This is a genomic window from Ruegeria sp. I3, from assembly GCF_056532525.1.
Genome location: NZ_JBQFNI010000001.1, coordinates 775,817 through 791,188, shown reverse-complemented (window position 1 = coordinate 791,188; position 15,372 = coordinate 775,817). Strand labels below are relative to the sequence as shown.

General features: G+C 57.4%; 17 protein-coding genes. 12 read left to right on the top strand and 5 right to left on the bottom strand.

The window, feature by feature from the left end:
• Position 1 precedes the first annotated feature (1 nt).
• Both ACR0L9_RS04060 and selD read left to right on the top strand, forming a co-directional pair.
• On the top strand, positions 2–388 hold the full coding sequence (locus tag ACR0L9_RS04060; protein ID WP_170401276.1) for a Na+/H+ antiporter subunit G: 387 nt from the start codon (positions 2–4) through the stop codon (positions 386–388).
• A 5-nt stretch (positions 389–393) separates the two neighbouring features.
• Positions 394–2,553: a selenide, water dikinase SelD gene (gene selD / locus ACR0L9_RS04055; protein ID WP_480894876.1), complete on the top strand. Its 2,160-nt coding sequence runs from the start codon at positions 394–396 to the stop codon at positions 2,551–2,553.
• On the opposite strand, the gene mnmH is transcribed toward selD, so the two are convergent.
• Entirely contained in the window at positions 2,544–3,596 is a 1,053-nt protein-coding gene (gene mnmH / locus ACR0L9_RS04050) for a tRNA 2-selenouridine(34) synthase MnmH (protein WP_480894874.1), read from the bottom strand. The two genes, selD and mnmH, sit on opposite strands and share 10 nt — an antisense overlap.
• Before the next feature lie 151 nt (positions 3,597–3,747).
• On the opposite strand from mnmH, the gene ACR0L9_RS04045 reads away from it, so the two are divergent.
• A complete protein-coding gene (locus ACR0L9_RS04045) occupies positions 3,748–5,400 on the top strand; it encodes a tetratricopeptide repeat-containing sulfotransferase family protein (RefSeq protein ID WP_170818723.1) in 1,653 nt (550 codons plus the stop codon).
• A 53-nt stretch (positions 5,401–5,453) separates the two neighbouring features.
• Here the strand turns inward: ACR0L9_RS04045 and ACR0L9_RS04040 are convergent, their stop codons facing one another.
• Complete coding sequence (locus tag ACR0L9_RS04040) at positions 5,454–7,031, bottom strand: bifunctional metallophosphatase/5'-nucleotidase (RefSeq protein WP_170625323.1); 1,578 nt, start codon at positions 7,029–7,031, stop codon at positions 5,454–5,456.
• 108 nt (positions 7,032–7,139) lie between these two features.
• Between ACR0L9_RS04040 and ACR0L9_RS04035 the strand changes: the two genes are divergently transcribed.
• Genes ACR0L9_RS04035 through arsC form a run of 4 tightly spaced genes read left to right on the top strand, consistent with a single transcriptional unit; the run spans position 7,140 to position 9,299 of the window.
• Positions 7,140–7,478, top strand: a complete 339-nt coding sequence (locus tag ACR0L9_RS04035; RefSeq protein ID WP_480586557.1) for a DUF952 domain-containing protein — start codon at positions 7,140–7,142, stop codon at positions 7,476–7,478.
• Positions 7,475–7,906 carry a DUF1330 domain-containing protein gene (locus ACR0L9_RS04030; protein ID WP_480894872.1) on the top strand — a complete coding sequence of 144 codons (432 nt, stop codon included), beginning with the start codon at positions 7,475–7,477 and terminating at the stop codon, positions 7,904–7,906. Before ACR0L9_RS04035 ends, ACR0L9_RS04030 begins: the two co-directional genes overlap by 4 nt.
• Positions 7,903–8,961 (top strand): quinone-dependent dihydroorotate dehydrogenase, encoded by a 1,059-nt coding sequence (locus tag ACR0L9_RS04025; RefSeq protein ID WP_480894870.1) that lies wholly within the window; start codon positions 7,903–7,905, stop codon positions 8,959–8,961. The genes ACR0L9_RS04030 and ACR0L9_RS04025 overlap by 4 nt, the downstream gene beginning before the upstream one ends.
• Positions 8,958–9,299: an arsenate reductase (glutaredoxin) gene (gene arsC / locus ACR0L9_RS04020; RefSeq protein ID WP_480894868.1), complete on the top strand. Its 342-nt coding sequence runs from the start codon at positions 8,958–8,960 to the stop codon at positions 9,297–9,299. Before ACR0L9_RS04025 ends, arsC begins: the two co-directional genes overlap by 4 nt.
• On the opposite strand, the gene ACR0L9_RS04015 is transcribed toward arsC, so the two are convergent.
• Genes ACR0L9_RS04015 through ACR0L9_RS04005 form a run of 3 tightly spaced genes read right to left on the bottom strand, consistent with a single transcriptional unit; the run spans position 9,296 to position 11,554 of the window.
• Positions 9,296–10,612, bottom strand: a complete 1,317-nt coding sequence (locus ACR0L9_RS04015; protein WP_480752474.1) for an MATE family efflux transporter — start codon at positions 10,610–10,612, stop codon at positions 9,296–9,298. The genes arsC and ACR0L9_RS04015 overlap by 4 nt on opposite strands.
• Positions 10,613–10,614: 2 nt before the next feature.
• The gene (locus ACR0L9_RS04010; protein ID WP_170391910.1) at positions 10,615–11,133 is read right to left on the bottom strand and encodes a PaaI family thioesterase; all 519 of its coding nucleotides are present in this window, start codon (positions 11,131–11,133) and stop codon (positions 10,615–10,617) included.
• A 1-nt stretch (position 11,134) separates the two neighbouring features.
• Positions 11,135–11,554, bottom strand: coding sequence for a PaaI family thioesterase (locus ACR0L9_RS04005; RefSeq protein ID WP_170609364.1), 420 nt, complete (start codon positions 11,552–11,554; stop codon positions 11,135–11,137).
• 117 nt (positions 11,555–11,671) lie between these two features.
• Between ACR0L9_RS04005 and ACR0L9_RS04000 the strand changes: the two genes are divergently transcribed.
• The 5 genes from ACR0L9_RS04000 to ACR0L9_RS03980 all read left to right on the top strand — a co-directional run bounded on the left by ACR0L9_RS04000 (position 11,672) and on the right by ACR0L9_RS03980 (position 15,370).
• Positions 11,672–12,040, top strand: coding sequence for a MerR family transcriptional regulator (locus ACR0L9_RS04000; protein WP_170391912.1), 369 nt, complete (start codon positions 11,672–11,674; stop codon positions 12,038–12,040).
• Between the two features lie 172 nt (positions 12,041–12,212).
• Complete coding sequence (locus ACR0L9_RS03995; RefSeq protein WP_039536426.1) at positions 12,213–12,614, top strand: MerR family transcriptional regulator; 402 nt, start codon at positions 12,213–12,215, stop codon at positions 12,612–12,614.
• Between the two features lie 38 nt (positions 12,615–12,652).
• Positions 12,653–14,434, top strand: coding sequence for an acyl-CoA dehydrogenase C-terminal domain-containing protein (locus ACR0L9_RS03990; RefSeq protein WP_480894865.1), 1,782 nt, complete (start codon positions 12,653–12,655; stop codon positions 14,432–14,434).
• Positions 14,435–14,487: 53 nt separating this feature from the next.
• The gene (locus ACR0L9_RS03985) at positions 14,488–14,700 is read left to right on the top strand and encodes a hypothetical protein (RefSeq protein ID WP_170391916.1); all 213 of its coding nucleotides are present in this window, start codon (positions 14,488–14,490) and stop codon (positions 14,698–14,700) included.
• A gap of 31 nt (positions 14,701–14,731) precedes the next feature.
• Positions 14,732–15,370 (top strand): glutathione S-transferase, encoded by a 639-nt coding sequence (locus ACR0L9_RS03980; protein WP_170420898.1) that lies wholly within the window; start codon positions 14,732–14,734, stop codon positions 15,368–15,370.
• Positions 15,371–15,372 lie beyond the last annotated feature (2 nt).

The window sequence follows — 15,372 nt, the reverse complement described above, 5'->3', positions numbered from 1 at the left end:
CATGACCTTTATCTTCGAACTGCTCATCGCATTCTTCCTGATCGTATCGGGCATTTTCGGCTTTGTCGGATCATTCGGCATGATCAAGCTGAAAGACCCCATGTCCCGCCTGCACGCACCCACCAAGGCAACTACGCTGGGCGTGGGCGGCGTCCTGCTGGCCTCGATCGCGCATTCGGTTTTGCTTGAGGGCAAACTGTCGATGCACGAGTTGTTGATCACGCTCTTTCTGTTCCTGACGGCCCCGATCACGGCCCTTTTCATTGCCAAATGGCACATTCATCGCCATGAAAAGCCCAGCGATCTGCCAGACGCAGGCGAGGATGAGCTTTGGGCCACCCACGCGGTCGAACAGGTCGAGGACGTCCCGGACCACAGTACGAACTGAGACCCATGCACACACCTCTGCTGCCCCTAACCCGCGATCTGGTTCTGATAGGCGGAGGACACACGCACGCGCTGCTGCTGCGCAAATGGGGCATGAAACCGCTGTCCGGCGCGCGGGTTACGTTGATAAACCCCGGTCCCACCGCACCCTATTCGGGCATGTTGCCAGGATTTGTCGCTGGTCACTATCAGCGGTGGGAGCTTGATATTGATTTGGTGCGTCTGGCCCGCTTTGCGGGTGCGCGGGTGATACTGGGCGCAGTTGAAGGTATTGACCCGGACACACGCCAAATCCATGTGCCCGGACGCCCGCCGGTGGCGTTTGACGTGGCCTCGGTCAATGTCGGGATCACCTCGGATATGCCAGCATTGCCGGGATTCGCCGAGCATGCCGTTCCGGCCAAGCCGCTCGGCCTCTTCGCCGCGCAATGGCAAAGCTATCTTTCAGGGACGGGCCGCGCCTCGGTCGCGGTGATCGGTGGTGGCGTTGCGGGAGTAGAGCTAGTCATGGCGATGGCCCATGCACTGCGTTCCAAAGGACGTGAAGCGCAGGTTACGTTGATCGACAGTGCAACAGCCCTTACAGCGACTGTCCCGAAGGCATCCGCCACCATCCGGCAGGCGATGGCGCACCTGGGGATCGAAGTTCTGGAAAACACATCAATCCAGAAGATTTCTGCGGGCGAAATCGAGCTAACGGACGGTCGCCAGATACCAGCCGATTTCATCACCGGTGCTGCAGGCGCGCGGCCCTATGAGTGGATATCCAATACCGGCCTCGCGCTGCATGACGGTTTCATCAAAGTGAACGCGTCCCTGCAATCCAGCGATCCGGCGATTTTCGCCGCGGGAGATTGCGCCCATCTGTCCGAGAACCCGCGCCCCAAGGCAGGGGTCTACGCAGTGCGCGAGGCACCAATATTGTATGACAATTTGCGCGCCGCGCTAGGGTCTGGGAAAATGCGGCGCTATATGCCGCAGAAGGATTACCTGAAACTCATCTCTCTGGGTGGAAAATCCGCACTGGCCGAGCGATTGGGGACATCATTCAGCGGGCCGCTCATGTGGCAATGGAAAAACCATATCGATCAGAAGTTCATGAACCGGTTCCGTGAACTTCACCAAATGCCCACCACCGCATTGCCCCGTCATCACGCAGCAGGGCTGCAAGAGGCGTTGGGAGAAAAACCAATGTGCGGCGGGTGTGGTGCAAAGGTGGGTCGAGGCGCTTTGCGGGCCGCATTGCAGGAGTTGCCGCAGCTCGACAGGCCCGACATTACACCCCTGCCCGGTGAGGATGCGGCGGTGCTGCTAACCGGTGGCACGCGACAGGTTATGACATCGGATCACTTACGCAGCTTCACCAACGATCCCGCCTTGATGACGCGTATCGCCGCTGTCCACGCGCTTGGTGATATCTGGGCAATGGGCGCTCGTCCGCAGGCTGCCACAGCAACGATCATCCTGCCGCGCATGTCAGCTGAGTTGCCGCAGCGCACAATGGCTGAGATCATGCATATTGCCAGCGACGTCATGCACCAAGCCGGGGCTGAGATCGTCGGCGGCCATAGCTCAATGGGTGACGAAATGACCATCGGGTTCACTCTGACCGGGCTCTGTGATGCTGAACCGATCACGCTGGGTGGCGCAAAACCTAATGACGCTTTGATCCTGACAAAGCCGTTGGGCAGCGGTGTTTTGATGGCGGCCGAAATGGCGGGCAAGGCGGAAGGCGCCTGGGTCGCGGCAGCTTTCGCGCAAATGATACAGCCGCAGGGTGAGGCGTCCCGCATCCTGAAAAATGCCCATGCGATGACGGATGTCACCGGTTTTGGTCTGGCGGGTCACCTGCAAGGGGTATGCGAAGCATCTGGCTGCGGGGCAACCCTGTCTTTGGACGCGATTCCAGCTCTGGAAGGTGCGGCAGAGCTCAGTGATCAGGGCATTCGATCTACAATCTACACCGACAACCGTGCCATCGCCCTAGGCCTTCCGACCGGCGGCAAGGCGGATTTATTATTCGATCCTCAGACTGCGGGAGGTCTCTTGGCGGCCGTCGATGCCAACGAAGCCGAGCAAGTATGCTCGGAACTACGTGCCGCCGGTTACCCTGCCGCCCTGATTGGTCACATCGACGCGACAACGGGCCTGCGTGTTCACAGCTGATCCAGAACATTCTTGATCCGAGCCGCCGTGGCCGACAGCCCGGCATCATCAAGTGACGGTGCCTCAATCTGCGCGATCACTTCGGCACGCTGCGCCTTACGCGATTTGGCATAGGCCGGGTCGTAATGCTGTTCCATCAATGCCTGTGTCAGTCCACGCTTGTCGCCGGCATTGATCAATTCCAGCCAACCATCCACAACCTCATGACCGCGATGAATGCGCAGTGGAGACAATCGATCACGTAGCCGTTCGCTATCCGATAGGATGTCATCGTAGGCAGACACCAGATACGCGGTGCGCGCAGCAATCGGTGCTGTGATCTGGATGCGAGGTGCAGAACACAAGGCCGACCACAGGCTGGGCGGGAGGATCAGGTTTCCGATCTTGGATGATTCTGCTTCAACAACCACCGGACGCGCTGCATCCAGCTCGCCCAAGGAAGCGGCGAGCGCGGATTCGAAGGCTTTCTGACTGGGTTGCCCGCCCGGCATTTCGCCCAGCAATGAACCTCGGTGATTGGCCAGCCCTTCAAGGTCCAGGACTTGCGCGCCTTGCGCCTTTAGATGACCCAATAAGTCCGTCTTAGCCGTCCCGGTATAGCCATCCAGCGCGACCAATCGATATGACAACACTTCATCATAGAGGAACTGCTTTACCAGTCGGCGATAGCTGCGATAGCCGCCTTCAACCACCTCGGCGCGCCAGCCGATTTGTTGCAACATCCAGGTAAATGATCCTGATCGCTGCCCGCCACGCCAGCAATAGACCAGCGGTTTCCAGTCGCCCTCATGATGGCTCAGGTGATCCTCGATATGGCCTGCCGCGTTGCGAAACACCAGCGCAGCACCCAGCTTGCGGGCCAGAAACGGGCTTTGCTGGACGTAGATAGTACCGACCCGTGCCCGTTCTTCATTGTTCAGAACCGGCAGATTGATAGCGCCCGGCATATGGTCTTCGGCGAACTCAGCCGGGCTACGCACGTCGATAATCGTATCAAACGTGTGGTTGTAGAATTGCTGCAGGCTGGAGACTTTCAAAACCATATCAACGGTCTATCCCGCATGGTGCCGGAAGAAAACCCAAGCCGCCGTTGAAGGTACCAGACCATAATACTGAACAGCCATTGCAAACCATCTTCGCTTGGGTAATGAACTATCGATACTGGTTTCTTTATGGCATGGGACGTGCGCACAAATGGCACAGCAGACCGCAAATTCCCTCAAGAGCAAAGCATTGGCCGATCTGGAGACCGGGAAGTTGCCGCAGGCCTTGAAAAAAGCGCAGCTTGGCATCAAGAAACACCCCAAGGATGCCGATTACCAAGCAATCGCAGGCTTTGTCCTGACCGAGATGAAGCGGTACAAGCAATCCATTCCACACTTTGCTGAAGCATCGCGAATGAAACCGGACGATGCTCAATTTGTCGAAAACCTCGCCAACGCGTTGATGCAGACAGGTCAAATTCCGCGTGCGCTGTCTTATGCCGAGCAGAAGCTTGAACGCTTCCCGAATAACAAAGAACTGGTCCGCGTCATTGATGAAATTCAACTCAAGGGACAGAATTGGCGCCTGATCATCGACCATACGACGAACAAACTGGAAAAAGACCCTGACAATGCAGATTTGCTTTGGTTGCGGGCCCGCGCCTACGGAGAGGTCGGGTTCTCCGATCACAGCTCTCAGGACATTGCCCGCGCTTATGGGATCGCACCTGAAAATGAAAAAATCGCATTGTCGAAAGCCGTAGACTTGTATCAAACGGGCGACAAAGAGGGCTCAAAAACCATTTTGCGCGCTGTACTTGAGAGAAACAAGTTTTGCGCGGCGGCACTCTACCAAATGTCTCTAATGGTGGACAATGACCATGCCGAGAGCCTTGCGCGTGCTGTCGACACCGCAATTTCAGAAAGTGATCACGCCAACTCGGTGCTTGAATTCGCAAAGGCGCACTTGATCTCCAAACGTGATGGGCTGTTTTCGGCGCTCCCCCACTTTGCGCGGGCCAATGCCATTCAACACAACGTGAATCCCTATGACAGTACGCAAGAAGAGAAACGGTTCAAAGAAATCAGCGCGTTTTTTCCCCTGAATGTACCCCCTGCGACTGCAGGCGTAAGCGATGGGCCCAAGCCGATATTCGTGGTCGGACAGCCACGATCAGGCACAACACTGATGGAAATGATGCTTAGTTCGGCACCGGATATCGCCGGCTGTGGAGAGCTGACGATTGCAGGTGAATTATCCCAGAAGGTCAGAGAGAGCGGCAAACCATTTGACGCAGACGCAGCTGCTGAATGTGCAGCAGAGTTTCGCAGGCTGATGCCACCCTTACCCGAAAGCTCGACCGCATTCGTTGACAAGATGCCACACAACTATCAAAGGCTCGGCTTCATAATGTCAGCGTTCCCGAATGCCCGCGTGATCAACATGTTGCGCGATCCAAGGGATGTGGGGCTATCAAAATGGATCAGGCGTTTTCACTCACCGGGTATGCGCTATGCATCCAATCTTGAATCGATTGCCCACTCAGCCAACCTGTACCGGTGCTATCTTTCTCATTGGGAAAAGCTGTTCGGTGATCGTATTCTGACGGTTCGATATGAGGACCTGGTAGTCGACCCCAAAACCTGTATCCAGCAAGTCGCCGCCTTCTGCGGTATCGACTGGGATGAGCGGATGATGACCCCTGAGAAAAATACCATGAAAGTCCGCACCGCCAGCACCGATCAGGTGCGCAAGAAAATCTCAACCGGGTCAATTGGTGGCTGGCAAGAGGTTGCGGATCAAATTCAGCCGATGTTGGATGGGCTGGATCAGGCGTTGTGGCCCGAATACAGGTTCGATTGACCAAAAAAAAGGCCGCCCCGAGAGACGGCCTTTTTTTTGCTTCTCCGGTCACATCACTTCTGTTTGATGCGCCCGTCCAGATAAGGCTGATACGGGGCGTTCTCGGCTAGATACTCCGCCGTAACATCCGCCAGATCAGGCCCGAAATCATAGGCGTTCTTGTCATCACCCGAGAACACAGAATAACCATCGCCGCCATTGCGGACATAGTTGTTTGTCACCACCAGATATGTCGCTGCGGGATCAATAGCTTCGAAACCGCCATCCTTGGCGACCATGACCTCAACAATCCGGCCCTCATTCGGGGCAACCGATGGATCCCAGGTAAATGTCATTCCTGCCACCTGAGGGAAGCGGCCTTTGACCTCTTCAACTTGGCTCACCCCGTTTTCAAGAGCATCAATCACGCCCTGACCGCTGATCTCGAAGGTCGAGAGCGTGTTCTGGAACGGCAGAACTGTCAGCACCTCACCCATGGTCACCTCACCCGGATCGATCGAGGCGCGCAGCCCACCCGAGTTCGCAATCGCAATCTGGGCACCCTGATCGGCAACCCGCGCCAGCATGGCATCCGCAACAAGATTGCCCATCTCACACTCCTGCACGCGACAAACGGACCGGTCGCCTTCAATCGAAGCTGACGCTTCCGCGACAACCTTGTTGCGAATTTCATCCAGCGGAACGGCCAGCTCGGCGATGCGGTCTAGCGCGGCCTGATCCTCTGTCACCGCATTGTCCATGATCAGCGGCTCACCCTCTGCGGATACAACATTTCCGTCATCATCGAATGTCACATTCAATTCACCCAGAAACTTGCCATAGGCATAGGCCTGAACGATCTGCACCCCGTTTACGACGGTAGGGTACGGTCCGGCTGCCTTGTCGGATGTGTTCGAAAGATATGTGTTCGAATGCCCACCCACGATCACGTCAACGCCCGTGGTCTCCTGCGCCACGCGCTGATCGACGCCATAGCCTGAGTGGCTGAGAACGATGATCTTGTTCACACCTTCGCCGGTCAGCTTGTCGACCTCAGCCTGAACGGCAGGAACTGGATCAGAGAAGGTGATGTTTGGACCGGGTGACGCGATATCGTGCGTGTCTTCCGGCGTCAGTCCGATCAGACCGATCTTTTCGCCACCCACTTCGATCACAGCCGATTTCTTGATCTTGTCGGTCAGCAGTTCCTCATCCGCATAATCGGCGTTGGACATCAGCACCGGGAAATCGACCGAGTCGATGAAGCCGCGCAGCACCTCAGGGCCATCGTCGAATTCATGGTTGCCCACAGTCATGGCGTCATAGCCCAGCTTGTTCATGAACTCAGCCGCAACCTTACCCTTGTAGTAGGTATAGAACAGCGAGCCCTGGAACTGGTCGCCCCCATCAACGAGGATCGAGTTATCGGCCCGTCCGCGGGCCTCTTCGACTGCCGTCACAAGGCGCGCCGATCCACCAAAGCACTTGCCTTCGGCATTGTCTTCGTCGCCACAGGCGCTGTCGTACTTGTTGATCGGTTCAAAGCGCGAGTGGAAATCGTTTGTATGCAGAATCGTAAGCTTGTATTCGGCAGCCGCCATACCGGCGCTGAGTGCCAATACCGCAGCCGAAGCCAGAAAACGGGTGAACATCGTGAAACTCCCTATGATTGTTTTGCGCGATGGTGCGCGTTGCGTGGCGAAGAGTCAAAGGGGGAAATCCGGCTTGATTCTACCCGTCGTGCGGGGCATCAGGACTTCATGCTGATTTACAAGATCTTCCGCGCCGATGAATGGGCAAACCTGCAAGCACAAGGGGCTTCGGATGGTGCACCGATTGATGTTTCGGATGGATATGTTCATTTCTCAACCGCAGAACAGGCCGCTGAAACCGCTGCCAAGCATTTTGCCGGGGTCGAGGGCCTAACCCTCTTGGCCTGTGATAGCCAAGCAATGGGCGATGATCTGAAATGGGAGGTTTCCCGTGGTGGCGCATTGTTCCCCCATCTCTACCGCCAGATTAAAATGTCGGATGTGGTCTGGTCACGCGATCTGCCCTTTGACGGTCGGGCGCACCAGTTCCCGCAGGAGATGGAATGACACGCTTCATCGATCCCGAACGCGAACAGTTCGAGGCGTTTAAGGCCCTCGATCGAGACCATCCTATCGAGATGCTCAATCTGGTGAAGTTTCGCGAAACAGCTCAGTATCCGTCCGATCACACACTGGCCGGCGCACATCTGACCGGCGCACAGGCCTATGGCAAATACGGGTCTGAAACCGCGCCTATCGTCGCCCGCATAGGAGCGTCGATCCTTTGGCGCGGCGCATTTCAGACTATGCTGATCGGCCCACAAAATGAGGCTTGGGATGCTGTGTTCATCGCCCGCTACCCCACCGCCCACGCATTTCTTGAGATGGTGACCGACCCTGCCTATCGCGCCGCGGTGATACACCGGCAGGCCGCCGTTGAAACCTCGCGCCTGATACGTTGCGCACCGACAGAGGGTGGAGATTCCTTCGGATGAAACTGACCGAAAAACTTGGGCTCGCTGCGCTGCACCGTCTTGACCCGGAAACCGCGCATGGGCTTTCGATCAAGGCCCTGACCTCGGGGCTTGCACCGACGCCTGGGCCGGTCACATCGGACCGGCTGAAGACCCGATTCGCGGGTCTGGATTTGCCCAACCCCGTCGGACTGGCCGCAGGGTTTGACAAAAATGGTGAAGCACTGTTGCCGCTTTCGCGTGCCGGGTTCGGGTTTATCGAAGTCGGGGCGGTGACACCCCGTCCGCAGCCCGGCAATCCTAAACCGCGCTTGTTCCGCCTGACCGAAGATCGCGCCGCCATCAACCGCTTTGGCTTCAACAACGAGGGAATGGAGGTCATGGCCGCGCGTCTGGCGCAGCGTCCAAAGGACGCGGTGATCGGTTTGAACCTTGGTGCCAACAAAGACAGTGATGATCGGCCCGGAGACTTCGCAAAAGTGCTTGCCCATTGCGCTGCGCATTTGGACTTTGCCACCGTCAACGTGTCCTCGCCCAATACCGAAAAGCTGCGAGATTTGCAGGGCAAAGCGGCGCTAACTGCGTTGCTGAGCGGTGTGATCGAAACCCGAAACGCCCTGCCCCGCCCGATCCCGATCTTCCTGAAGATCGCCCCGGATCTAACTGAGCACGAATTGCAGGATATCGCCGCTGTCGCCCGTGAAACCGGCGTGGACGCGGTGATCGCCACCAACACCACACTGTCGCGCGATGGCCTGCGCAGTGCGCACAAGGATCAGGCCGGAGGCCTGTCCGGCGCGCCGTTATTCGAGAAATCGACGCGGGTGCTGGCGCAGCTCAGCCAGTTGACGGGCGCAGATATCCCGTTGATCGGAGTCGGCGGCATCAGCACGGCAGAACAGGCCTATGCCAAGATCTGCGCCGGAGCGTCCGCAGTGCAGTTCTACACGGCGATGGTCTATGGCGGGATTTCCCTGGCCGCTGACATCACACAGGGGTTGGACACGCTGCTGGAGCGCGACGGCTTCGATTCGGTCGCGCAAGCGGTGGGCAGTAGACGAGAGGACTGGCTATGATCGAATATTGGCACAATCCGCGCTGTTCCAAATCCCGCGCGGGGTTGGCGTTGCTGCAGGAAAACGGCGCAGATCCTGAGGTGCGCAAATACCTCGAAGACGCGCCCTCGGCCGATGAAATCCGGACGGTTCTGGCCAAGCTGAATATCCCGGCGATCAGCATGATGCGCACCGGAGAGAAAACATTCAAAGAGCTTGGTCTGGCCAAGACCTCGCCCGATGAGGAGCTTGTTCTGGCCATGGCCGACCACCCGATCCTGATCGAGCGTCCGCTGGCCATCGCGGGCGACAAAGCCGCTATCGGACGCCCGCCCGAGAACCTGCTGGACTTGCTTTAGGCGATCTGTGCCTCAAGTCGCGGATAGCGCCAACCAAGCGTAAGACCACGCGCGATGTTCAAGACCATCAGCGCGGCCCAGAGACCATGATTACCCATCGTCGGCACCAGCACGAACAACGCCACCACATACAACGCGACCGACTGGATCATCGCGTTGCGCATATCGCGGGTCCAGGTGGCGCCGATATAGATACCGTCGAACATCCAGCTTGCCACTCCGATGATCGGTGCCAGAGCGGCCCAGATCAGATATTCGCGTGCCGTCGCCCGAACCTCGGGCGATGTTGACATCAGATCGATCAGCGCGGGCCCTGCCAGATAAAACACCAGCCCAAGCCCGATGGCCCCGCCAACGCCCCACTGCGAAGCCATGACCGACGCGCGCCGGACCTTGCGGCGGTCGCGAGCACCGACGGCTCCTCCGACAAGAGCTTCAGCCGAGAAAGCAAATCCGTCCAAAGCGAACGCGGTGATTTCGAGAAACTGCAATAACACCTGATTGGCCGCCAAATTCACGTCGCCCAGATCGGAACCGACAAACAAAAACGTGGTGAATGCTCCGGTCAACAGAACCGAGCGCACCATGATATCGCCATTCACCTGCATCATCCGGCGCAGCCGTGCGGCATCAAAAATACGCGGCCAATCCCGCCATTGCTTGCCGCCAAACGCATCACCACAAAGCCACAAACCCAGGGCAAGACCCGTCCACTCGGCAATCAGTGTCGCGATGGCAACGCCCTCGACACCCCAGCCCAGGCCAAGCACAAACCATAGATCCAGCGCTATATTCAGCCCATTCATCCATATCTGCAGGATGAATACACCTCGCGTGCGTTCGACTGCGATCAGCCAGCCAGTCACCGCATAAAGGGCAATCGTGGCCGGAGCGCCCCAGATGCGAATCTCCAGATAGGCGCGCGTCAGAGACTCGACTTCGGCGCTGGCGGGCGACAGTGCAAAAGCTCCAAGGAATACCCAAACCTGCGCGGCAATGAAAACCAATCCTGCTGTTCCGCCCAGCAGCAAGCCTCGCATGAGCAACGCTCCGGTTTCTGCAGTGTCACCTGCACCGCGCGCCTGTGCCGCCAGCCCGGTAGTGCCCATCCGCAGAAAGCCGAATATCCAGTAGATCGCAGACAGAATGACCGCACCCATACCCACAGCCCCGATAGGGGCGGCCTGCCCCATCTGACCGACAACGCCGGTATCCACTGCCCCGAGGATCGGTACGGTCGCGTTCGACAGCACGATCGGCAACGCGATTTTCAAAACGCGCCGATGGGTAATGGGCGCTGAGGCGTCCTCCATCCTTAGTCTTTCGATGTCGGAGATTGCGGCATCAGGAAGTGCCCCGTACCTTGCGCAAAGAGTTTGGCGTGATTGTCTTGCCAGGCTTCGACCCGGACAGAGGCATAACGTCGACCCGAGCGATTGATGAAAGCGCGCGCATAGGCGTCTCGCGGCAGGCCAGACCGCAGGTAGTCGACCGTGAAGTCGATGGTTTTGGGAAAGCGGATATTCACGTCAGTCAGGATGTCCTCCGCACCGATCTCACCGCTTTCAATCCTGGGAAACATATGTTCCCAACTCAGCGTGATTACGGCAGTGACTTCCAGAAACGCTGCTGTCACCCCACCGTGGATGGCGGGTAGAAAAGGATTACCGATCAACTTCTCATCGAAATTCAGAACGCCTGTCAGTTCGTCCCCCCGCCGGTCGAATGTTATATTAAGGAACCGAATATACGGCACACCTTCGACCAGCGCGGTCAATGCGGCATCACGGCGTTGCTTGACCACCTGCATGGGTTCGGGGCGAGGTCTTGCCATCTCAGCGACCCTCCACGGTGAAGGCACCTGATGCGGTGGCAACGGGACGTTCGCTGTCATCATCCGTCGCGGTTGCCCTGACAAACGCCACGTTGCGCGTGATGTGATAGCAGGTCGCGCGGGTTCGTATGCTCTGCCCCGGTGTTGCGGCCCGCATGTAGTCAATACGAAGATCGATAGTGGCGGTTCCTCCGGGGGCCGATGGGTGGCTCATCACCGCAGCACCACAGCAAGTATCAAGCATGGCAGAAACCGCGCCACCATGGATCACGCCAGTTCTGGGGTCGCCGATTAGTTGCTCATTGTAGGGCATCAAGATTTCAGCCTCGCCCTCTCCGATATAGGTCAGATCAAGCCCCAGAGCCTTGGCGTGTGGAATCGCCTCGATGAATTGACGCGCTAAAACTGTCTTATCGACCATAGGGTTGGGTCCTGTCCTTGTACCTGCCCCTTTATGGGCCTGCGTTTACACCAAGGGCAAGCCCACCTGTTGCGCTTGCCGCAACGACGCCCTAGGTTGCTGCCAAGGAGACCCGGAATGTCCGACACCCGTTTGTCATTCAAAGAAATGTGCGCCGAGTTCGACGTGACCCCACGCACCCTGCGCTACTATGAGTACATCGAATTGCTGCAGCCTGACCGTGAAGGCAGGTCGCGATTTTATGGGCCTCGTGAATGCGCCCGGATGAAACTGATCATGCGTGGTCGAAAGTTCGGATTTCCTTTGGAAGAGATTCGCCAGTGGCTGCTGATCTACGAAGATCAGGGCAATCAGGCGCAGATGGCGACCTTTATCGAGATGGCCGATCGTCAAATGGAAGAGCTGCGCCAGCAGCGCGCGCAGTTGGATGAAGCAATGGATGCGCTTCAGCAATTGCGCGATCAGACCGTCGGCCTGCTGAAATAGCTCCTTCCCCTACGGCAAGAAAATTGCCGAAACCCCTGCTTACGCGACTGGATGTTACGTCAACTATTTTGTGACGCAGCGTCCGCATTACGTAAACGTCACTTGTGTGTTGTAAAACGCTCATCGACTGCGCAACTCAGATTGCATGACGCCAGTGATGAGAGTTTGAACCATGACCGAAGATCTGCTGACCATCCGTGAAATGTGCGAGACATATGATGTCACGCCCCGCACATTGCGGTTCTACGAGGCCAAAGAGCTTTTGTTTCCGATCCGCGAGGGCCAAAAGCGATTGTTCACCAAACGGGATCGTGCACGCCTGAAACTGATCCTGCGCGGCAAGCGCTTTGGCTTCAGCCTCGAAGAGATCCGCCAGCTTCTGGACCTGTACCACGTGGGTGACCAGCAGCTGACCCAGATGTCCCGCACTTATGAAATCGCGTGCGAGCGCCTTGCTGACATGGAATCGCGCCGCGAAGAGCTGACGCAGGCCATTGACGAACTGAAAGAGCAGTTGCGCTGGGGCGAAAAGGTTATCGCCTCGATGAAACAGGAAAAGAAGGCCGCCGAATAAGCCCGGCCTTTCGGACATATGAATTAAGGGAGCTTCACATGCCCGTCTATAACGCGCCAACCAAAGATACGCAGTTCATCCTGCACGATGTTCTGAAAGTCTCGCAGTCGGATATCCCCGGCTATGATGAACTGGAGGCCGAGTTTACCGGCGCGGTTCTGGAAGAAGCGGGCAAAGTTGCCACCAATGTGTTGCACCCGCTGAACGTGGTTGGGGACATCGAAGGGTGCCGGTTGGAAAACGGGATTGTGTACACCCCAACAGGTTTCAAAGATGCCTTCGAGCAGATGAAAGAAGGCGGCTGGACTGGCCTCGACATGCCGGAAGAGTATGGCGGCCAGAACATGCCTTATGTGATGGGTACTGCGGTAGGCGAAATGTTCTCGGGCGCGAACCAGGCGTTTGTGATGTATCAGGGCCTGACCCACGGCGCAGCCTCGGCAATCCTCGCGCATGGTTCGGATGAGCAAAAGAACACGTACCTGCCCAACATGGTCAGCTGCGAATGGACCGGCACCATGAACCTGACCGAACCGCATTGCGGTACCGATCTGGGCCTGATGCGCACCAAGGCGGAACCTCAGGGCGACGGTAGCTACAAGATTTCCGGTCAGAAAATCTTTATCTCGGCGGGCGATCACGACATGGCCGACAACATCATTCACCTGGTGCTGGCCAAAATTCCAGGCGGACCCGAGGGCATCAAAGGTGTGTCGCTGTTTATTGTCCCGAAGTTTATCGTGAACGAAGACGGTATTCCTGGCGAGCGTAATGGTGTTTCGGTCGGCAAGATCGAGGAAAAGATGGGCATCCACGGCAATTCGACCTGCGTCATGAACTATGACGAGGCCACCGGCTGGCTGCTGGGCGACGAACACAAAGGCATGCGCGCCATGTTCACGATGATGAACGAAGCGCGTCTGGGTGTGGGCATGCAAGGCCTGTCCCAGGCCGAGGCAGCGTATCAAAACGCCGTCGAATACGCCAAAGACCGCCTGCAGGGCCGCGACGTAACAGGTGTGAAGAACCCGGATGGCCCGGCCGATCCGCTGATCGTGCACCCTGACATCCGTCGCAACCTGATGGATCAGAAAAGCTTCACCGAGGGCGCACGTGCGTTCATCCTGTGGGGCGCAACCATGATCGACAAGGCGCACCGCTCGGGTGACAAGGATGCGGACGGGCTGATCTCGCTGCTGACACCAGTTATCAAGGGCTTCCTGACGGATGAAGGCTACGACATGACCGTTCAGGCGCAGCAGGTCTATGGCGGCCATGGCTACATCGAAGAATGGGGCATGTCGCAATACACCCGCGACGCCCGCATCGCGATGATCTACGAAGGCGCAAACGGCGTTCAGGCGTTGGATCTTGTTGGCCGGAAGCTGGCGCAGGATGGCGGCAAGCATGTCATGGCGTTCTTTGAGATGGTTAAAACCTTCTGCAAGGAAAATGCCGGCAAGGATGAAGCTTATGACAAAGCGTTCATCGAACCGCTGAAGGCCGCGTCCAAGGACCTGCAGGCCGCTGGCATGTATTTCATGCAGGAAGGCATGAAGAACCCTAACAACGCGCTGTCCGGTTCGTATGACTTCATGCACATGTTTGGTCATGTTTGCCTGGGCCTGATGTGGGCTCAGATGGCGAAAGCCGCTCGCGAAGCGCTGGATGGTGGCGCCTCGGACAAAGAGTTCTACGAGACCAAGATCAATACCGGTCGCTTCTACATGGCCCGTCGCCTGCCCGCGACAGCCATGCATTTGGCGCGCATCCAAACCGGAGCGGACACGGTAATGGCGCTGGACGCAGCGAACTTCTGATCTCAGTGTGGGCTCGGGCGTCGTAGCCCGAACCCACCCTTGGAGGAGACAAGATGCCAAAACGCTTTCGCCTGACCCGCCGCTTTCCCGTCGCCATGACCGAGGATGGCTATCGCAAACTCCGCGGATTCGCGCGAGAGGCGGGATTGGATGAAGGTGAGGCTTTGTCGTTCCTGTTCGAGAATTTCAATAGCGTGATTGATCACGAGAACCTGACGCACAGATTGCGCATCTTCAACTCCGAGCTGGACGCAAGAAAGCGCTGAACGCGCAATACGCCTTGGGAGGGGCGCCCAAATGACCATCAAACTGCATTGCTTCGGTGAAAGCGGAAACAGCTACAAAGCCGCTCTGGCGCTTGAGATGTCGGGTCTGGAGTGGGAGGCGGTCTTTGTCGACTTTTTCAACGGCGCAACGCGCACCCCTGAATTCCGGGCCGAAGTGAACGAAATGGGCGAAGCACCCGTACTGGTCGATGGCGATTTTCGAACCAGTCAGTCTGGCGCAATTCAGGCCTATGTCACCGAGAAGTCCGGCAAATTCGGCGGCAAGGATCGGGATGAGAACTATGAGATTTTCAGATGGGTTCTGTGGGACAATCACAAGCTTAGCTCAATGGCTGGGCTGACCCGTTTCCTGATTAACTTCCTGCCCGAAAAGCACCGCAACCCGGATGTGATCGCGTTCAATCAGGGTCGCCTCAAGGCTGCTTATCAGACACTGAACGCCCATCTTGAAGGCCGCGACTGGATCGTTGGTGACGGCGTGACCAATGCTGATATCAGCTGCTGCGGCTACCTCTATTATCCCGAACCATTTGGCTTTGATCGCGCCGACTGGCCCAACATCGATGCCTGGCTGACGCGCCTTAGCGAACAGCCCGGTTGGAAACACCCCTACGACCTGATGCCCGGCAACCCGTCGGATCGAGCTTAAGG